At 67.6% G+C, this 15395-nt stretch carries 20 protein-coding genes; 11 read left to right on the top strand and 9 right to left on the bottom strand.

Annotation, left to right across the window (positions count from 1 at the left end; genetic code table 11):
* The 8 genes from ACQUSM_RS09115 to ACQUSM_RS09080 all read left to right on the top strand — a co-directional run bounded on the left by ACQUSM_RS09115 (window position 1) and on the right by ACQUSM_RS09080 (window position 5428).
* A complete protein-coding gene (locus ACQUSM_RS09115) occupies window positions 1-567 on the top strand; it encodes a DNA-directed RNA polymerase (protein ID WP_435117931.1) in 567 nt (188 codons plus the stop codon).
* Window positions 568-765, top strand: a complete 198-nt coding sequence (spt4, locus tag ACQUSM_RS09110; protein ID WP_049979771.1) for a transcription elongation factor subunit Spt4 — start codon at window positions 568-570, stop codon at window positions 763-765.
* Window position 766: 1 nt separating this feature from the next.
* Window positions 767-1297, top strand: a complete 531-nt coding sequence (locus ACQUSM_RS09105) for a GTP-dependent dephospho-CoA kinase family protein (RefSeq protein ID WP_435117929.1) — start codon at window positions 767-769, stop codon at window positions 1295-1297.
* A gap of 549 nt (window positions 1298-1846) precedes the next feature.
* Window positions 1847-2164, top strand: coding sequence for a 30S ribosomal protein S24e (locus ACQUSM_RS09100; protein ID WP_435117927.1), 318 nt, complete (start codon window positions 1847-1849; stop codon window positions 2162-2164).
* A 6-nt stretch (window positions 2165-2170) separates the two neighbouring features.
* The gene (locus tag ACQUSM_RS09095) at window positions 2171-3763 is read left to right on the top strand and encodes a bifunctional N(6)-L-threonylcarbamoyladenine synthase/serine/threonine protein kinase (protein WP_435117925.1); all 1593 of its coding nucleotides are present in this window, start codon (window positions 2171-2173) and stop codon (window positions 3761-3763) included.
* A gap of 52 nt (window positions 3764-3815) precedes the next feature.
* Window positions 3816-4100, top strand: a complete 285-nt coding sequence (locus tag ACQUSM_RS09090) for a DUF5808 domain-containing protein (RefSeq protein ID WP_435117923.1) — start codon at window positions 3816-3818, stop codon at window positions 4098-4100.
* Between the two features lie 128 nt (window positions 4101-4228).
* The gene (locus ACQUSM_RS09085) at window positions 4229-4855 is read left to right on the top strand and encodes a non-canonical purine NTP pyrophosphatase (RefSeq protein WP_435117921.1); all 627 of its coding nucleotides are present in this window, start codon (window positions 4229-4231) and stop codon (window positions 4853-4855) included.
* A 102-nt stretch (window positions 4856-4957) separates the two neighbouring features.
* Window positions 4958-5428 (top strand): GNAT family N-acetyltransferase, encoded by a 471-nt coding sequence (locus ACQUSM_RS09080; RefSeq protein ID WP_435117919.1) that lies wholly within the window; start codon window positions 4958-4960, stop codon window positions 5426-5428.
* Window positions 5429-5436: 8 nt separating this feature from the next.
* On the opposite strand, the gene ACQUSM_RS09075 is transcribed toward ACQUSM_RS09080, so the two are convergent.
* On the bottom strand, window positions 5437-5907 hold the full coding sequence (locus tag ACQUSM_RS09075; protein WP_435117917.1) for a DUF7384 family protein: 471 nt from the start codon (window positions 5905-5907) through the stop codon (window positions 5437-5439).
* A 347-nt stretch (window positions 5908-6254) separates the two neighbouring features.
* Between ACQUSM_RS09075 and ACQUSM_RS09070 the strand changes: the two genes are divergently transcribed.
* Together ACQUSM_RS09070 and ACQUSM_RS09065 are read left to right on the top strand one after the other, a co-directional pair.
* Complete coding sequence (locus ACQUSM_RS09070; protein ID WP_435117914.1) at window positions 6255-6866, top strand: metal-dependent hydrolase; 612 nt, start codon at window positions 6255-6257, stop codon at window positions 6864-6866.
* A 43-nt stretch (window positions 6867-6909) separates the two neighbouring features.
* Window positions 6910-7281: a cupin domain-containing protein gene (locus tag ACQUSM_RS09065; RefSeq protein ID WP_435117912.1), complete on the top strand. Its 372-nt coding sequence runs from the start codon at window positions 6910-6912 to the stop codon at window positions 7279-7281.
* Here the strand turns inward: ACQUSM_RS09065 and ACQUSM_RS09060 are convergent.
* Entirely contained in the window at window positions 7278-7871 is a 594-nt protein-coding gene (locus ACQUSM_RS09060; RefSeq protein WP_435117910.1) for a hypothetical protein, read from the bottom strand. The genes ACQUSM_RS09065 and ACQUSM_RS09060 overlap by 4 nt on opposite strands.
* A 220-nt stretch (window positions 7872-8091) precedes the next feature.
* Complete coding sequence (locus tag ACQUSM_RS09055; RefSeq protein ID WP_435117907.1) at window positions 8092-8628, bottom strand: DUF7344 domain-containing protein; 537 nt, start codon at window positions 8626-8628, stop codon at window positions 8092-8094.
* A gap of 196 nt (window positions 8629-8824) precedes the next feature.
* On the opposite strand from ACQUSM_RS09055, the gene ACQUSM_RS09050 reads away from it, so the two are divergent.
* On the top strand, window positions 8825-9613 hold the full coding sequence (locus ACQUSM_RS09050; protein WP_435117904.1) for a helix-turn-helix transcriptional regulator: 789 nt from the start codon (window positions 8825-8827) through the stop codon (window positions 9611-9613).
* 32 nt (window positions 9614-9645) lie between these two features.
* On the opposite strand, the gene ACQUSM_RS09045 is transcribed toward ACQUSM_RS09050, so the two are convergent.
* The 6 genes from ACQUSM_RS09045 to ACQUSM_RS09020 form a co-directional block, all read right to left on the bottom strand.
* Complete coding sequence (locus tag ACQUSM_RS09045) at window positions 9646-10182, bottom strand: hypothetical protein (RefSeq protein ID WP_435117902.1); 537 nt, start codon at window positions 10180-10182, stop codon at window positions 9646-9648.
* Window positions 10172-11035 (bottom strand): signal peptidase I, encoded by an 864-nt coding sequence (locus ACQUSM_RS09040; RefSeq protein WP_435117900.1) that lies wholly within the window; start codon window positions 11033-11035, stop codon window positions 10172-10174. Before ACQUSM_RS09040 ends, ACQUSM_RS09045 begins: the two co-directional genes overlap by 11 nt.
* A 52-nt stretch (window positions 11036-11087) precedes the next feature.
* Entirely contained in the window at window positions 11088-11762 is a 675-nt protein-coding gene (locus tag ACQUSM_RS09035) for a hypothetical protein (protein ID WP_435117898.1), read from the bottom strand.
* Between the two features lie 462 nt (window positions 11763-12224).
* Complete coding sequence (locus ACQUSM_RS09030; protein ID WP_435117896.1) at window positions 12225-12851, bottom strand: hypothetical protein; 627 nt, start codon at window positions 12849-12851, stop codon at window positions 12225-12227.
* A 47-nt stretch (window positions 12852-12898) separates the two neighbouring features.
* Window positions 12899-13486 (bottom strand): SipW-dependent-type signal peptide-containing protein, encoded by a 588-nt coding sequence (locus ACQUSM_RS09025; RefSeq protein ID WP_435117893.1) that lies wholly within the window; start codon window positions 13484-13486, stop codon window positions 12899-12901.
* Window positions 13487-13602: 116 nt separating this feature from the next.
* The gene (locus ACQUSM_RS09020) at window positions 13603-15375 is read right to left on the bottom strand and encodes a SipW-dependent-type signal peptide-containing protein (RefSeq protein WP_435117891.1); all 1773 of its coding nucleotides are present in this window, start codon (window positions 15373-15375) and stop codon (window positions 13603-13605) included.
* Between the last annotated feature and the right edge of the window lie 20 nt (window positions 15376-15395).

The raw sequence follows: 15395 nt of genomic DNA, 5'->3' as shown, positions 1-15395 counted from the left end.
ATGTACAAACGGGTACGACTCAAGGACACGGTCGAGGTGCCGCCGCGGAACCTCGCCGACGTGACGGAGGAGCGGGTGAAAGCCCTGCTCCAGGACAAGCTCGAGGGACGGATGGACGAGGACGTGGGCAGCGTCGTCAGCGTCGTCGAGGTGCACGACATCGGCGACGGCGCCGTGTTGCCCAACCGGCCGGGCGTCTACTACGAGGCGGAGTTCGACGCCATCACCTACGACCCGGACATGCAGGAGGTCGTCGACGGCACGGTCGTCGAGGTCGTGGAGTTCGGTGCGTTCGTCGGGATCGGCCCGATCGACGGCCTGCTCCACGTCTCCCAGATCTCCAACGAGTATCTGGCCTACGACGGCGAGAACCAGCAGCTCGCCTCCTCGGACTCGGACAAGACCCTCGGCGTCGACGACGCCGTGCGCGTCCGGATCGTCACCAAGAGCATCGACGAGCGCAACCCCCGGGACTCCAAGATCGGCCTGACGGCCAAGCAGCCGGGGCTCGGCAAGCACGAGTGGCTCGCCGAGGAGTACGAGCAGCGACAGGAGGAGGAAGCGTAGATGGCAGATCCGCGACTGGCGTGTCGGGAGTGTCACTACGTCAACGACCCGGACAGCCAGAGCTGTGACTACTGCGGCTCCTCCAGCCTGACGGAGGACTGGGCGGGGTACGTGATCATCAACCACCCCGAGGAGAGCGACGTGGCCGACGAGATGGAGGTCACCGAGCCGGGGAGCTACGCGCTGAAGGTTCGCTAACGTGCTCACGCTGCCGCCCGAGCTTCGCGAGGCGTTCAAGGAGCCGTTCGGCCCGCTGTTCACCGACGTGGAGTCGCTGCTCGCCGAGGCCGAGGAGCCGATCATCGCCGTCGGCGACATGGTCACCTACCACCTGCGGGAGGCGGGCCACGAGCCACACGTCTCGGTCGTCGACGGGCTGACCGAGCGCGCCGCGATCCCCGAGGAGGTCCGTGCGGCGCTCGAAGACGCCGGCGAGCACCGGACCGAGGTGGTGAACGAGCCCGCGGAGCTCTCGCGGGAGCTGCTGCTCGCGCTCCGGGAGGCCGTCGACGCCGAGGCCGACACGCTGCTGGTCGTCGAGGGCGAGGAGGACCTCGCGACGCTGCCCGCGGTGCTGGCGGCGCCGCTGGGCGGCAGTGTTGTTTATGGCCAGCCCGGCGAGGGGATGGTCCTGATCGAAGTGACGGAGGCGGCACGGGCGGAGATGCGCGATCTGCTGGTGCGGTTCGACGGCGATGCGGATGCCGCGTTGGCTGCGTTGGGTGTGTGAGTTCGGCGTTTCTGACCGTGTTCGTTTCTGGGTGGATGGTCGTCTATCGCTGGTAGCGACTGCGACGGAAGCGGTGACTGAGACGGAAGCGGTGACTGCGACATCAACAGCAGTTCGATCGCTGGCACCTTGTGACCGCACCGCCCCGCACAGCCCACGAACCTCCCCAGCCGACTCGCTCCCTACGGTCGCTCGTCCCTCGCGCTCGGCTCGCGCACGGAGGCGCTCGCGCTTCGCGCCACCGCGACGGCGGTGCGGTGGACGCCGCGGCCGCCGACGGTCGGCGGCCGCGGGGGAGGGGTGGGGACTCGGTGCTGTGTCGGGCCTCGTGCCCGACACCCTGCGGTCGCAAGTGGCCAGCGATCGAGCTGCTGTCGCGGTCGCAGTTGCCAACGATCGAGCAACGGCCGCCGTCACAGCCCGACCCTGCCACAGTGACCACCGAAACGCCGTCACCGCCACACCGACGCCCATCCAACGCGACACAGCCCGACAGTAGCCCTTCGAAATCCTTTTGCCGTTTTCCGGCGCATCTTCGGGCAACTGACCATGGAGATCGAAATCGTCGACGAGACCGAGAACCCGATGTTGCACCGCACCGACGTCCGCTTCGAGCTCACCCACGAGGAGGCGACGCCCTCGCGCCTGCAGGTCCGCGACAGCCTCGCGGCGACGCTGGACAAGGACTCGGACGAGGTCGTGATCCGGAAGCTGGACACCAAGTTCGGCATGCGGAAGACGATCGGCGACGCGAAGGTGTACGACTCGCCCGACGACGCCCGCGACGTGGAGCAGGACCACATGCTCGAGCGGAACAAGATCGAGGCCGACACCGACGCCGAGGAAGCGGCCGCCGACGGCGAGTAACGCCGGATGCGCGTTCTGGGTGTCGAGGGCACGGCGTGGTGTGCGAGCGCCGCCGTCCACGACACCGCGACCGACGAAACCTTCATCGAGTCCGACGCGTACGAACCCGAGAGCGGCGGCATTCACCCGCGCGAGGCCGCCGAACACATGGGCGACGCCGTTCCGCGCGTGATCGAGACCGCGCTCCAGCGGGCCGACGGCGAGATCGACGCCGTCGCGTTCTCACAGGGGCCCGGACTGGGCCCGTGTCTGCGCGTCGCCGGCACCGCCGCGCGGGCGCTCGCCGGCACGCTCGACGTGCCGCTCGTCGGCGTGAACCACATGGTCGCCCACCTCGAGATCGGGCGCCACGAAGCCGACTTCGACTCGCCGGTCTGTCTCAACGCCTCCGGCGCCAACGCCCACCTGCTCGGCTTCCACGACGGCCGCTACCGCGTGCTCGGCGAGACGATGGACACCGGCGTCGGCAACGCGATCGACAAGTTCACGCGCCACCTCGGCTGGAGCCACCCCGGCGGCCCCAAGGTCGAGGAGGCGGCGAAAGACGGCGAGTACGTCGATCTCCCCTACGTCGTCAAGGGGATGGACTTCTCGTTCTCGGGGCTGATGAGCGCCGCGAAGGACGCCGTCGACGAGGGAGCGGCCGTCGAGGACGTCTGCTTCTCGCTGCAGGAGCACGTGTTCGCGATGCTCACGGAGGTCAGCGAGCGCGCGCTCTCGCTGACGGGGAGCGACGAGCTCGTGCTCGGCGGCGGCGTCGGGCAGAACGACCGCCTGCGGGAGATGCTCGCGGCGATGTGCGAGCAGCGCGGCGCCGAGTTCTACGCGCCCGAACCCCGATTTTTGCGGGATAACGCGGGGATGATCGCCGTCCTCGGCGCGGAGATGGCCGCCGCCGGCGACACGATCGATATCGAAGACAGCGCGATCGACCCGAACTTCCGTCCGGACGAGGTGCCGGTGACGTGGCGCGAGAACGAGTCCGTGGCGGTCGGCCGCGGTGCGACCGCGGATCGGGCCTCGGGGCTCACCGACCCCCGCCGCGGCGCGGAGGCCGTCGTCGACGTGCAGGACGGCGTCGTGGTGAAGCGCCGGATTCCCAAGGCGTACCGCCACGCCGACCTCGACGCGAAGCTCCGCCGTGATCGGACCGTCCTCGAAGCGCGCCTGCTCAGTGAGGCGCGCAGGGCGGGCGTGCCGACGCCGCTGGTCCACGACGTGGACGTGCCCGAGGCGACGCTTCGACTCCAGCACGTCGGCGACACGGACCTCGCGGACGCGCTCACGACCGAGCGAGCGCGGGTGCTCGGCGAGCATCTCGCCCGGCTGCACGGCCGGGAGCTCGTCCACGGCGATCCGACGACGAAGAACGTCCGCGTCGGCGATCGACTCTACCTGATCGACTTCGGGCTCGGCTATCACTCCGGCCACCCGGAGGACCACGCGATGGACCTCCACGTGTTCGAGGGCTCCGTCGAGGGGACGGCCGGCGAGCCGGCGCCGCTCTGTCGGGCGTTCGAGGCCGGATACGCCGCCGTCGGCGACGGAGCGGTGCTTGACCGCCTCGCGGAGATCCGCGGGCGCGGCCGCTACCAGTAGCCGGCGGCGCGCGGTCCAAAACGATTTATCGCCGCCGGTCCACGGTTCGCCCATGGGAGACAACGAGAGCGGCAAGCCCGAGTCCGGCGAGCTGTTCGGCATTCCGTACAACTTCGAGGAGCCGAGTATCGGTCGGCTGCTGTCGAGCCACTGGCAGCCCGACGAGGGGATGTTCGTCGAGCAGCCGTTCGGCGTCGGCTACACGCTCAACCTCGCCAACTGGCGCTCGTGGGTCGTGGCCGCCGTCGCGCTGGGCCTGTGGTGGCAGGAGAGCCAGCAGGGTCACGAGGAGACCGACGACGAGGAGCCGGTCGAAGTCATCGTCGACGACGACTGATCTGTCCGGCGACGGTCGGCCGGACAGGACGACTGATCTCGCCGGCACGCTGTCAGCCGGCGTGGGCGACTGATCCCGCCGGTCCGGAACCGCGAACTCTTTTCCGAGCCGTGCCGACGGTGCGGTAGATGCTGCGCTACGTCACCACCAACCCCGGGAAGGTCCGCGAGGCCGAGGAGTACCTCGGCGACGACTCGGTCGCCCAGCTCGACTACGACTACACCGAGGTCCAGAGCGACGATCTCGGGACCATCGCCGCCCGCGGCGCCCGGGAGGCGTACCGCCACGCCGGCGAGCCGACGCTCGTCGACGACGCGGGGCTGTTCGTCCGCGCGCTCGACGGCTTCCCCGGCCCGTACTCCTCCTACACCGAGGAGACGATCGGCGTCGAGCGAACCTGGGAGCTCGCCCGCGAGGAGGAGGACCGCGCGGCGTCGTTCCGCTGCGTGCTGGCGTACTGCGACGGCGAGGGGTTCGACGCCTCGCCCGACCCCGTCGACGTGGACGACCGCGTCGCCGCCGCCGCGGCGGGGCCGGACGCCGACGACGAGGCGGAGGCGCTGCCCGTGAAGCTGTTCGAGGGTCGCGTTCGCGGGACGCTGGTCGAACCGCGCGGCGAGGGCGGGTTCGGCTTCGACCCGATCTTCGAACACGAGGGGACGACGTTCGCGGAGATGGACGAGGCCGAGAAGAACGCGATCTCCCACCGCGGCCGCGCGCTCGCGAAGTTCGCGGAGTGGCACGCCGAGCGGTAATCGGGGACCGGGAGGCTGTGGCACGCCGAGCGGTAAGCGGGGGTGCGACGCCCGGGCAGCCAGTCCCGACCAATTTTTGCCTGACGCCGACGCCGTTCCCGCATGCAGATCCGTCCGCTCCACGCGTCGGAAGTCCCCGCGTTCGTCGATGAGCTGTGGGTGCCGTTCTGTCGGGAGATGGCCGAACACGACCCCTACCACGCTCTCGCCGACGAGTACCGCGAGGGCGTGATCGAGTTCCGCCGCGAGCGGCTGACCGAAGACGGCCGGATCGACCACGTGGCAGTCGTCGACGACGAACTGGCCGGCTTCGTCTCCGCCGAGGTGCAGGAGGCGCCGCCCGTGTTCGCCCACGACGACACCGCTCACGTCAACGAGATCTACGTCCGGCCGGCGTTTCGACGTGAGGGGATCGCGGACGAACTGATGACGGCCGCCGAGTCGTGGGGGGCGAAGCGGGGCTGTGCTCACGTGACGCTCACCGTCGACGCGTGGAACGAGTCCGCACAGGCGCTCTACGAGGACCGAGCGTACGACGTAACGCGACACACGATGCGCAAGCCGCTGGAGTGATTCCGGAATCAGGCTCGCGGGTCCCGATCCGGCCCCGGGTACTCGCCGCCCACCACTTCGGGGTAGAGCTTCTCGGGGTCGAACAGCGTCGCGAACGCGTCCGGCGTCCGGACCGCCGTCTCGACGCGGTCGCGCACCATCGTGTTCCCTTTCGCCCCGGTGAGTCGCTCGTCGAAGGAGAGAACGTGCATCGCGCCGCCGTGGTACGCCGACGCCAGCGCGGGGTGGTCGCCCTCGGGCTGGTCGACCGGCTCCCGGCAGTCTTCTATCCGGTCCCGCCAGTCCGCCGCGAGCTCGGCGTCGGCGAGGCGTTCGATCACCGCCTCGGCGTCGTCGAGCAGCGGGTCGCTGGCGACCAGCGTGAGCCACGAGTGGCTCCGGATGTGGTCCAGACACGTCCGCGCGTCGCCGCCGGTCAGCAGATCCGCCGCGAGCACGTCGCTGTCGGCGACGATCCGGGCCGGCGACGGCTCACTCATCCCTGACCTCCGCGAGCGCGTCCCTGACGGCTGCCTCGTCCGCCTCGTACTCGGCGGCGCGGGCGAACAGCGACTCCCAGCGTTCGGACATACCTCCACGATCGGCCGACCGCCGTATCGGTGTTGTGGGTCGCGGGCGAACCGAGCGTCTGACGCGGCTTTAAGTCAACTCGTTCGCTGTATCCCTGTGGGCGCACACCTACAGTTCCCATCCTCGCAGTGTGCCCGACACGACTCCACCGACGACGCCCGCCCGTCGATTTCCCCGCCCCCGGTGACGGAGCGGGACGTCGTCGTTTCCCCACTCGCCGTGAGCGTTATCCGCGACTGGCGCCTATCTTCGGGGGATGATGGCCACGACCCACGCGCTGGCGGGGCTGCTCCTCTCGGTACCGGTGGCGCTGGTCGCGCCGGAGTTCGCCGTCGTCGCCGCCGTGGCGGGCTTTACGGGCGGCGTGTTCCCGGATCTCGACATGCCCGGGCAGCACCGCCGGACGCTCCACTTCCCGGTGTACTACGCGCTGGCCGCCGCGGCGGTCGGCGTCGCTGCCGTCCTCGTGCCGTCGGTGTGGACCGTCGGCGGCGCGCTGTTTCTCGGCGGCGCGGCGGCCCACTCTCTCACCGACGGGCTCGGCGGCGATCTCGAACTCCGGCCGTGGGAGCAGCGCGGCGACCGTGCCGTGTACAGCCACTACCACCGCCGGTGGTGGCGGCCGCGGCGCTGGGTCCGGTACGACGGCGCGCCCGAGGACGCCGTCGCGACCGTCGGCCTCGGCCTCCTCGCGCTGTTGGCCTACGACGGCGTGTTCGACGCGATCGTCGCCGGGACAGTCGCCGTCGGGGTAGTCTACGCCGTGCTCCGGCGACGGATCGTCGATTGGGGCGAGCAGGCGGTCGACGCCCTCCCCGAGGAGGCGGTCGACCGGATGCCCGACTCGATGATCGAGGACCTGCGCTGACGCCGGCGACGCGCTTTTCGCTCCGGCGTCCGCGCGATCTGCCATGGAGACCGTCGACATCGACGAGGCGTTCGACGCGTTCGAGGAGCGGTGGGCGCCGCGGCTACTCGCGTCGCTCAACGGGCAGGAGCTGAAAGCCGCCAAGCTCGACGGCTCGTTCGTCTGGCACAGCCACCCCGACGTAGACGAGCTGTTCTGGGTGATCGAGGGTGACCTGACGCTCGAACTCCGGGGGGAGCCCGACCAGCACCTCGGCGACGGCGAGCTCGGGGTCGTCCCGGCGGGCGTCGAACACCGCCCGGTCGCCGACGGGCTCGCGAAGGTCGTCCTCTTCGAGCCCGCCGGCACCGAGAACACGGGCGACGCCGACGCCGAGGACCGGAAGCGGGAGGTCCAGACGCTGGAGGAGGATTAGGAATCGACAGCGCCGCTCTCGCCGGGCAGTCGGTCCAGCGCGAGCGCGCCGGCGAGCACGATCCCGGCGACGACGAGGCCGCCGACCGCTTCGCCGACGGTGTGGGCGCCGGTCGCGATCCGGCTCCAGACGAGCAGCGGCGCCACGAGTACCAACGGCGCGAACCGCCGATCGGCGGCGACAAGTGTGCCGGCGGGCACGGCGGCGTAGATCACGTGGCTCGACGTGTCCCACAGCGGGACGACGACGAGGTGGAGGAGGGAGGTGACGATCAGGAGCACGGCGTACGGCGGGACGAGTGCGCCCCAGTCGAACTGCCGCCACGCGACCGCGATGCCGGCGAAGGCGACGATCAGGCCGAGTGCGGCGAAGAAGTCGTCGCCGCCCGGAACGCCGGTGCCGGCGATCGTCGGGCCGCCCTGATAGACGGCGAACGCCAGCGCCCACGCGCCGGCGACGACGGCGAGCCGCGGCGCGATCGACTTCGGGGCGAGATCGTCGCGACCCTCGTAGCCGACGAGCAGTAGAGTCGCGAGAAGGACGAACAGTTCGGGGGCGAAGACGGTGGAGACGGTGTCGGCGACGGCCATACGCGTGGGGGTGGGTCGGTGCGAAAAAGGCGTTTCGTCACGGCGTAGCTGTCGTCCGCCCGTCTCGAGTGACGGGCAGTACGACGGATCGGCAGAAAACCGCGTCACTCGATCGGTAAGCGTCAGCCGAGGCGGCCAGACCGGATAGCGTCGTTCTAACGACGCGCTCCCGCCGTGGACGTGAGAACGAGTATCGTCGCCGTCGGTGCGGTCGGCACGATCAGCCGTTCGTGAGCCGGTCGAACCACGGGCTACCCTGTTCCCGTATTTGATACGCGATCGACGCGAGGAGTACGACGAGTGCACCGGACGCGTACGCTGCCGGGTCGAGTGTAGACAGCCCCGGCGTACCGATGGCGCTGGCGAGCGTGGCGACGAGACCGAGTACGACGATCCCGAGATGATACTCGCTCCAAGAGAGGTGGCCGCGTTCGACGGCTTCGAGGTAGATGTCGATCTCGTTCGCTCGATCGCCGAGCGCTACCGTCTTCGACGTATCGTCGTACTGGACGAGATCGAGCGAGTCGAGTTTCGGGAGATGGTTCTGGTGGAGCGTTACGTAAACGCTCTGTCGAACTTTCCGCGGCGCGGGCGACTCACCCGACTCGGCGGCGGCGATGTCGTTGGCGAGCGAGCGGAGGTCTCGTGGATTTTCGTCGCTGAGGAGATTAAGCACGCGATACCGACGGTTGTTGCTCAACACATCGTGGATCTCTGCCCGGTTCAGCGACTCGTTCCTCCTTCGTTGTTCGAGCATTTTGTATCCTCCTCGTGTACGGTCCTGTCACCTACTTCCCTATCCCAGGGGGCTGGTACCCTTCCTTATTATTGTACGTTGGGTAAGAGGTTGTATAGTTAATTGGTGAGAGCAGTTTCAAATCGTGAAATTCCGCTTCTTCTTAATATGAAATTGATACGAGGAACTATTGCAGGTGTTACAAATATCTTGGGGTATGGGAGACAACAACGCGCCCCATATCCTCCGAACCGCCGCCCGTCGACAGCGGGCGTTCGCGGAGTTCGAGGAGGGGAACGCGACGCGGTCGGATATTCAGGACGCGCTCGGCGTCTCGCGTTCGACCGCGTTTCGCGTCGTCAACACCTTCGAATCCCTCGGGCTGATCTCCCGCCAGAATGGCACCTATGAACTCACCCCGTTCGGCGACGTCGTTCACTCCGAGACTTCGCGAGCGATCGGAACGATCCGCATCGCCCGCAGCCTGTCGCCGCTTCTGGACGCACTCGAGGAGACTGAGGAACCGATCGAAATCCGCGCGTTCGACGATGCGACAGTCACGGAACTCGAACCCGGCGACCCGTACAAACCGATGCGGCGGTTTCTCTCGCTCACCGAGGAGACGTCTTGCATCCGGGAGTTCACGCCGACAACTCCGGATCCGGCCTATCAGAACACGCTTTACGACCGCGTTCGGGACGATCTCTGGGTGGCCGTACTCTATCCGCCGTCGGTGGTCGACCAGCTGCGGCAGGAGGGCGATAGCGAGTTCGAACGCGCGCGTGAGGAAGGGGAGTTCCACGTACGCGTCAGTGACCCACCCGCGTTCCGCCTCGTCGTGACGGACGAACGTGTCTACGTCGGTGGGTACAACGATGACGCATCGTTCCTGCAGCTCGTCGTCGACACCGCAAACCCTGACGTACAGGAGTGGGCGACACGCTGTTTCGAGAGTCAGTGGAAGCGGGGGACGCCGTTCGACTCGTACGTCGAAGGCCTCCGTTGAGGCTGCCGAAACGAGCGCCGATACCACCGTCCTCACTCGGCCGTCTCTGTCCCCGTATCTGTCGTGTTCTCGGTCGCTGTTGAGTTCTCTGTCGCGGTTGGGGTGGGGGTTGCGGTCGGGGTCGGCGTTTCGGTGGTGTTTGGCGTCGCTGTCTCGGTCGGTGTTGGGGTCGAGGTCGCAGTTGGTGCCGTGACCGGGGTCGCTGTCGCGGTTGTGTTCGTCGTTTCGGTGGTGTCAGGCGTCGCTGTCGCGGTTGTGTTCGTCGTTTCGGTGGTGTCAGGCGTCGCTGTCGCGGTTGTGTTCGGTGTTGGGGTCGGTACTGCGGTTGCGTTCGGTGTTTCGGTGGCGTTGGGCGTCGCCGTCGAGGTTGTGTTCGGTGTTGCAGTCCGTGTCGTATTCTCTCCGGCTTCACTCGGTGTCACCGAGCTCTCAGTTGCCGGCGCTTCGTTGACGTTGACAGCCACTCCGACTGTCTCGGTGTCGGTCAGCGCGGCGACGGTGAACCCGCCCGTGAATCCGGCAAGCAGGATTGCCACAACCATAACGAGCACGCTGGGCTTACTCGCCATCGTTCTCACCTCCAGTCCCGTCAGTGCTGCCAGATGCCGGGCGGGTTTCGCCACCGTCGGTCACCCGGGGGTCCCGTGGTTGGCTACCGGTGGAGGACGATTCACGTCCGGCGATGAACACCGTGGTGACGAACGCGACGACGATCGCTGCGCCGGCGAAGACGCCGACGCTCACCGGCTTGGGGTCCTGGTACGCGATGTAACCGCTGTAGACCGCGAGGGCGCCGAACCCGATTGTGCTCAGCTGGAGATCGCGGGTCGTGACTACGAGGCCGTCGTCGGCCACCTCCGCCGGCGAGCCGAACTCGCCGATATGCCGTCGAGGGGTTGGTTCAGGCTCTTCTCCCTCCGCCGCATCACCTCGCGTGAACGTGTAGAGTTCGGACACGACGAACGCGACCACCGGGAGGCCAATCAGGAGGGCCATCCCTCTTGTGGTGTTCGCGAACATCACCACGTGACCGACGTACGGGAGAACCATCCAGACCTTGCCCGTGACGTTCTCGGCGGGCACGAGCGCGGGGTCCGGACTGTCGTTGGCATCGCCTTTCGTCCGGAACGCTACTCCGTCCTCGGTGTCGACGACTTCAACGACGCGGTGTGTAACCGGCGTCGATTCCTCGGCGCGCACGAACGTGATGACGTCACCGGACTCGACATCAGCAGGGTCGACGCTTTTCACGATAACGGCGTCGCCGGACGATATCTCGGGCTCCATACTCCCGGAGAGAACGACGTAACTGGCGTCGGCACCGATGATGCCGGGAACGGCTTGGACGACGAAGACGCCGACGAACAGGATCGCCAGGACGGTGACGGCGACCCCCGCGACGCGCCGGGAGGAGGGGATCACGCCGACCACCCCGCAAGCGTCGATACAAGCGATCGTTCTCGGTCGTGGGTAGTTATTGCCATGGGTTTCTCGGAATCGTGTGACGGCATTGGCTGGCGAACAGGTCCAGATCGAACGACACCGACTCGCCGGCGACCGATGTCGGGTCCGAGAGATACCAGTCCAGAGTGAGAAACGCCGGCTCGCAGCCGACACAGATGTCGCCGACACAGTCGAAGACGACGAAGTGACTGAGGCCGCTTGGATTCCCGGCCGGGTTCGATCCGGTGACCAACTCGCTCGCCGTGGCGGCACAGTCAGGCCGGTAGATCACGAGACCCGTATCGGGCCCGCCGCCGCCTTTCACGTCCACGCGGCAGAACTCGAAGGCGTCCGCCTGGAGGTCGACACCACGGACTTCGTCCCCGTCGTCCTTCCGGTAGAGTCCCGTGATTTCGACGTCGACAGGACCATCAGGCCCGTCGAGAGTCAACGTTCCGGGGACGGCGTCGACGGGCAGCGACTCCCCGGTTCCCTCGACGACGAACTCGGCAGGGTCCTCGGTGAGTTCGACTTTTCCGAGCTCCCTGCAGTTTCCGGCACCGAGCAGGCTCCCATCGGCGTACGCGTCGTACAGTCCGGAGAGGGACCCCTCGTAGAGCTGCCGGCTGGCTGCCCCGGCCGCAGGTGCGTACGTGAGCGTGACGTCCATCGCGTCGGCAAGTACATCGGACTCGCCGTCCTCCACCCGCAACCAGACTCGGCCGGAGTTCTCACACAGACGGAACGCGACAGTCGTCGATCCGGACGTTTGGCCCTGATTCGGGTCGATAGCCGGGAACGCGACGGTGATCGTCGACTCCGGCACAAACGTCGACGGGAACGAGCCGTCCTGTTCCGGGTTGTACGACGTCGTGGACTCGGACTCGGTACGCGTCGCGATTTCGAGATCGAGCGAGCCTCCCGCCATGGTGTTCGAACCGAACAGCTCGCCGTCGGTGAAGTACGCGTACGCACCGACTCCGGAAGCGCCGCCGAGGCTCGCCGCCCCAGCGAACGTGACGCCACGCAGGATCGACCGCCGCGAGACGTCAGGCATCGTCGCTTTCCTCCGTTCCTGTCCGGGGCACGTTCCGGAGTACGTCCATTGTTGGCATACTTATTGGTCTGTTTAGGCGCCGAACCGGCCGTTTAACCGGTCGTGAAACGGTCACGTCTCATCACACGGTTCGACCGTGAAGCTGAGCGACGTCTCGACGCTGTCGCCCTGTATCCGGTTTCCGACCGAACCGGGCAACGACCAGGAGATGCCGACACAGACCCCACTCGTCGGGCCGAGGCAGTCGCCGCCGAGCGAAACCCCCTCGGCGAGGGCGGCGTCCGCGTCGACGAGCGACCCGTCCACGAGCGTGGTTTCCGAAGCGTCTAGGTCGCCGTCACAGCCGCCGAGCTCGGACACGCCGAACGAGCCGGTGTCGTACCAGGCCGAGACTTCGAGCGCGTCCGCGAGTTCGCCGCGGTCCGCCGTCGCATCCCCGGCGATCCTCTCGGGCTCGTTCCAGCCGTTCTCGTTGTTTGCGGTGAGTACGAGCGAGAACCACACGCGTACGCTCTGGTCGGTGGCGGGCGTCACGCGGAACGCTACGGTCCCCGAGTCGCCCGGCTGGGCGGTTTCGACGTCGAGTACCGGGCCGTCGCTGTCGCCGCCGCGGTCCACGACAGTGCCGTTGTACGTCTCCCGCCAGTTCACGCGAACTGATGGGTCGCTGCCGACCGTCGTCGACGACTGGTAGGCGACCGCGTCCGAGCTGAGCGCGGTGAGGCCCGATACTGACACCACACCAGCCAGCGCAGCGGACCCGAGCAGTCGACGGCGGTTCAACCTCACGGCTGCGCCCCCGTGACTGGGCTCGTCGTCCCGTCGTTGTTCCGGCGCTGTACTGCCACGAACGTGAGGTCGAAGGTCACGCTGTCGCCCGGGACGACGTTCCCGACGCTCGCGGGGGGCGCCCATTCGAATCCGCGGTACCGGACCTGTTCGTCGCCCGGCTGGTCCTGTGGGAAGCAGTCGCGGTCGGTAGTGTCGGGATGGCCGTCCAGTGGTATACCGTCGTCGACTGCCGTGAGCAGCTCTCCGAGCGTCCCCTCGAAGACGAACGGGCGCTCGGGCGGCGTCTCATCTTCGACCGCCGGACTGTTCGTGCGGAGTTCGTCGCGACTGTTCGGGTCGTTCTCGTACTGCTCCGGAAACGCGCTGACGTACTCGGTCCTGTTGTCCCGGTGGCACTTCTGTTCCCAGTCCCGTCGCGCGTCCATCGCTTTCGCCGTAATCGTGTTCTCCTCGAACGTTTCGGTCTCACTGAGAAAGGCGGTCGTGCCGAGACTGGCGCCTGCCGATGCCAGCCCGACGCTGTCCACCCCAACGTGTACGTTTCGCCGTGAGAGTCGGTAGTGGTGTCTGTCGTCGCTCATAGTCGCTCCTCGGACGGGAAACCCACCGGCGGAGTCGAACCGCCGTTCCGCGGCCGCCGCGGCACGACCTCGGTACCGCGGGGCCCGTGTTCCAAGTGGGCTAGTCGACTGCACGCTCAGCTGGGCGCGGTGTAGTTGCCCGCTTCGTAGAGGACTCCCTCGTCGGGGTCCGTTATCTGGATATCCACGGAACGACTCGAACCGTCCGTCGCGGGATCGGTCGTCGTGTACGACAGCGTGTACGCGGGATCGGTGATCGCGCCGACGACGTCGTTCAGGATCGTGTCGAAGTCCGCGTCGAAGATGTCGATCCACGTCCCGTCGTCGACGTTCTCCGCGATGTCGCGCTTCGAGACGCTCCCGGAGCCGACACTCTCCGGCGCCACGGCGTAGAACGAGAAGTTCCCGTCGTCGAGGAACGTCTCGATGTCAGACTGACTGAACCGCGTGTCTTCGTCCGTTTCTGGCGACGCGCCGACGTCGGTGATGTCGATGACGACGCGCTGGGCGCCCGACCGGAACGCGGACAGCGAGTCGCCGTCGCCGTCTTGGGCGGCGGCGTTGCCAGTCCCGACCGCCAGCGCGTCGAGGTTGTCCTCCGGCGTGTCGCCACCGCCGGACGCACTCAGGCCGTTGACCGCGTTCTGGAACGTCGATGCGTCGGTGAAGTCCTGGTCCAGTTCCTCGATGTCTTTGAACGAGACGAGCGCGTAGCGGGCGTCGATGCCAGCGTTCTCGATGTCGGTCGTGAGCGACGTGACCTCGTTCTGCAGCGTGCTAATCTGGCCGCCCATGCTTCCGGTGTCGTCGAACACGACGACGATGTCGACGATGCCGCCGGAGTCGAAGGCGACGTCGAGCGTCTGTGCACAGCCACCCTCACAGACCGCGAAGTTCGACGCGGTGAGGTCGCCGGCGTTCCCGGTCGGCGTGTCGACGCGGACCCGGGCGTCGATGTCCGGGAACCCCGACGTCGCGTCGGGGCCGACGGAGAGCAGGTTCGAGAAGTCGTCGTCCGTCGACCCGGGTTCGAACCCGCAGTCGACGCACTCGGTGGTGTCGTCAGCACACGGGTTGTGGGTGCCGTCGTTGTTCCGGCACTGTTCGGCGTGGAACTCCAAGTCGAACTCGAGGGAATCGCCCTGTATCTCGTTGCCGACCGAAGTCGGCACCTCCCAGTCGAGGCAGAGACAGGGGTTGTCGGGTTCGGCGGCGTCCGTGCCGGCGAAACAGGCCTGTTCTCCCGGCGCGTCGAACCCGCCGCCGCTGGCCGGCTCGCCGTCGCCATCGAGTGGCACACCGTTCTGAATCGACGACACGAGATCGGCGAAGCTTCCGCTCCACACCTCCGTGAGCACCGTGACGTCACCCGGGTCGAAGCTGTCGCCGACGTCGTCGGCAACGTCGCAGTAGTTGACGGTGACGCTGATGCTCTCGGCCAGTTCACCGGCGCCCTCGGGGTCGCCGGGGTCGTTGATATCACCGGCCTCGCTCGTTTCGGGTTCCGGCTCCGTGTAACCGTTCTCCGAGTTCGACGTGATATCCCCGCAGAGCCAGAGGTATGCGGGGTTGGTCTCGATAACGGGGCAGAACGCCAGGAGCCCACTGTCGCCCGGCTTGACGTCGGTCAGCTCGCCGCTGACGGTGCCGCTGCCGTCTTGGGTCCCCTGCACGCTGCCGGAGCCGGCCATCCCCTGGTCCCAGTAGGAGTAGTAGCCGACCAGCAGGTCGAGTGTCCCCGCTGTGATGGTGTTGTCTTCGAACGATTCGGTGTCGTTGAGATACGCGCTCGTCCCGAGGCCCGCGCTCGCCGACGCGACCCCGGCGCCGCCGAGACCGGCGAGCACGGTTCGCCGCGAGAGGCGGTATCGATCGTTACGGTCACTCATGGTTGATCCCCTCTCGGGGA

Origin of the sequence: Halolamina sp. C58, from assembly GCF_051195095.1 — an archaeon.
Lineage (GTDB): Archaea > Halobacteriota > Halobacteria > Halobacteriales > Haloferacaceae > Halolamina.
The sequence above is the reverse complement of the archived record's forward strand: the minus strand, read 5'-3'. Positions and strand labels throughout refer to the sequence as shown.